The organism is Dietzia sp. SLG310A2-38A2 (assembly GCF_014145095.1).
In the GTDB taxonomy this organism is placed as follows: domain Bacteria; phylum Actinomycetota; class Actinomycetes; order Mycobacteriales; family Mycobacteriaceae; genus Dietzia.
Window position 1 is genome coordinate 1 of sequence record NZ_JAALDX010000363.1, and the last position, 2,748, is coordinate 2,748.

Annotated in this window: 4 protein-coding genes; 1 reads left to right on the plus strand and 3 read right to left on the minus strand. The window is 71.7% G+C overall.

The genetic code is table 11. From position 1 onward, the window contains the following. Positions 1 to 268: 268 nt before the first annotated feature. Positions 269 to 616 (plus strand): hypothetical protein, encoded by a 348-nt coding sequence (locus tag G6027_RS12810; protein WP_206682493.1) that lies wholly within the window; start codon positions 269 to 271, stop codon positions 614 to 616. 73 nt (positions 617 to 689) lie between these two features. Here G6027_RS12810 and G6027_RS12815 read toward each other — a convergent pair whose 3' ends face one another. The 3 genes from G6027_RS12815 to G6027_RS12825 form a co-directional block, all read right to left on the minus strand. After that, the gene (locus G6027_RS12815) at positions 690 to 827 is read right to left on the minus strand and encodes a hypothetical protein (protein WP_182637512.1); all 138 of its coding nucleotides are present in this window, start codon (positions 825 to 827) and stop codon (positions 690 to 692) included. Positions 828 to 870: 43 nt separating this feature from the next. Further along, complete coding sequence (cobF, locus tag G6027_RS12820) at positions 871 to 1,683, minus strand: precorrin-6A synthase (deacetylating) (RefSeq protein ID WP_182637513.1); 813 nt, start codon at positions 1,681 to 1,683, stop codon at positions 871 to 873. Further along, positions 1,676 to 2,748 (minus strand): cobaltochelatase subunit CobN (locus tag G6027_RS12825; protein WP_182637514.1); only part of this gene is annotated, 1,073 nt, incomplete at its 5' end. The genes G6027_RS12825 and cobF, both read right to left, overlap by 8 nt.

A 2,748-nucleotide genomic window follows, 5' to 3' on the forward strand; every position in this document is an offset into this window, starting at 1 on the left:
CGCGCGGATCCTGCCGGCCCGCCCCGACGGGGCCGATGGATGGACGCTGTCCAGCCGGGTCCGCACCGCCCACCTGGCCGACCTCGCAGGCGCTCCCGCGCTCGCCGTGGTCCCGGAAGGAGCCGGGGCCGACGACCCCGTGGAGATCGTCGACTGGATCTGAAGGCTGCGGGCGCACCGGCCCTCCACCGCGAGCGCTCCCGCCCCCCATCTTACCTTCCCTCACATCGGCGCGAACAAGCGTCGAGCCGGTCCGAGGAGGGATGAGGTGGGGTACGCGATCATCGCCATGGCGTTCGGCCTCGCTGCGGTCGCCTCGGCGCTCGCCGCGTACACCGGACACCGTGGGTGGGTTACCGATCCCCGCAAGGGCTACCGAGTCCCCGCCCGGGTGCGCAGCGATCCTGTTCTGACCCACAGGGCAAATCAGCTCGTGGGAACGTGGTGCCTACTCGCCGCCGGCCTGGCGCTGGCGCCCGCGGTCGCGGTAGTCCCCGCCATGATGTCCGAGTTCCGGCTCGACGCCTCGACCGGACTTCTCGCGGCCACCGCCGCCTATGCCCTCCTGGTCGGGGCGGTCGCGCGCTACCCCTTCGCGCGGATACAGCGGCTGTAGGCCGGCACGGGGCGTGTGGTCCGTTTCCCCGGCTCGTTGGCCTGCGTCCGGTGGCCATGAGTGTCGCCGACGGTTAGCGCCTGCGGTTACGGATCTTCTCCGCGAACTCGCGGGCCTTGCGTTGGTTCTCCGGTTTCGACGCCTCACGCTTGGCCACCTCAGCGGCCTTGAGCGCGACTCCGGTCCGCAGGGCGTTTCTCAGGAAAGCCATCGTGCACCTCTGTTCTCGGGGGAGCGCCAGTGTAGGCATCGCCTCAGCCCGCCGCGACCGGGCGCCGCAGCAGGTACACGTCCATCACCCAGCCGTGCTCTGCGCGAAGCCGCTCACGATGGCCCCGTAGCTCGGGCAGGACATCGCCGACCCTGCCCGAGACCAGGCATTCTCCCTGGTCGCCGAGGTTTCCGCCCCACCAGATGTGCCAGTCGGTCAGCCCCTCCAGCGGCAGGTCCGCGTTGAGCATCACCACCACATTGTCCGCGCCGCCGGCGACGACCTCCGCCAGACGTCGGCCGGTGGTCACGGTGACCGTCCCGCCGATCTCATGCAGGACCAGACGGTGACGCGCCGCCAACACCTGTAGAGCGGAGATGCCGGGGACCACCTCGACGTGGAAGTCGAGCCGGCCACGGGCGAGGATCCGGTCGACGATCCGCAGCGTGGAGTCGTAGAAGGCGGGGTCTCCCCAGACCGGCACCGCCACGTCGCCGGGACGGTCCGCCAGCACCCGCTCCCACGCCAGGGATCGGGCCTCGTGCCAGTCCAGGACCACGCCGCGGTACCCGACGTGGGAGGAGGTCGACCGCGACGAGCGGTCCCGCTCCGGATCGGCCACTCCCACCAGCTCGACGCCCGGCGCGTGCCGGGCGAGCAGCTGCCGGCGGAGGTCGACCAACGGGTCGTCGGCCCCCTTCACCGCGGCCACCGCGTAGGCGGAGGACCGCAGGGCGGTGATCGCCTCCACCGTGATCTGGTCCGGTCCTCCTGAGCCGATCCCCACCACCCGCACCCGGCGGCGCGCCCGGCCTCCGGCCTCACCGGTCGGGAGTTCGGACACCGGGTCAGTCACCGTGGGTGTCCTCGAGGTCGCCCTCGACGTCCAGGTAGACCTGCCGCATCCGGTCCATGATCTCGGCGTCCGGCTCGGCCCACAGCCCTCGGTCGGCGGCCTCGGAGAGCCGCTCGATCATCCCGCGCAGCGCCCACGGGTTGGAGCGCCGCAGGAACTCCTGGTTGGTCTGGTCCAGCACGTACTCCCTGGCCAGGGTGTCGTACATCCAATCGTGCACGACCCCGGCGGTGGCGTCGAACCCGAAGAGGTAGTCCACCGTCGCCGCCAGCTCGAAGGCCCCCTTGTACCCGTGCCGCTGCATGGCCGCGATCCACCGGGGGTTGACCACGCGCGCCCGGAACACCCGGACCGTCTCCTCCGCGAGCGACCGGGTGCGGATGGCATCCGGCGTGGTGGAGTCCCCCACGTAGGCGCGGGGCTCGGAGCCGGTGAGCGCACGCACCGTCGCGATCATCCCCCCGTGGTACTGGAAGTAGTCGTCGGAGTCGGCGATGTCGTGCTCGCGGGTGTCGATGTTCTTGGCGGCTACCGCGATGCGCTTGTAGTTGGTGCGCATGTCGTCCGCGGCCGGGACGCCGTCCAGGTCGCGCCCGTAGGCGAAGCCGCCCCACCGGGTGTAGACCTCGGCCAGGTCGCGGTCGTCCCGCCAATTGCCGGCCTCGATGGTCTGCAGGATCCCGGCGCCGTACGACCCCGGCGCGGAACCGAAGATGCGGGTGGTCGCGCGCCGGTGGTCCGAGTGCTCGGCCAGGTCCGCGCGGGTGTGGGCGGCGACGTAGTTCCGCTCGGCCGGTTCGTCGAGGTCCGCGACCATCCGGACGGCGTCGTCGAGCATGGTGATGACGTGCGGGAAGGCGTCCCGGAAGAAGCCCGAGATGCGGACCGTCACGTCGACGCGCGGGCGCCCGAGCTCAACGGCCGGGACCACCTCGAGGCCGTTGACCCGGCGGGAGGCCTCGTCCCACTCCGGCCGGACGCCGAGCAGGGCCAGGACCTCGGCCACGTCGTCGCCCGAGGTCCGCATGGCCGAGGTGCCCCAGATCGACAGTCCCACCGAGTTCG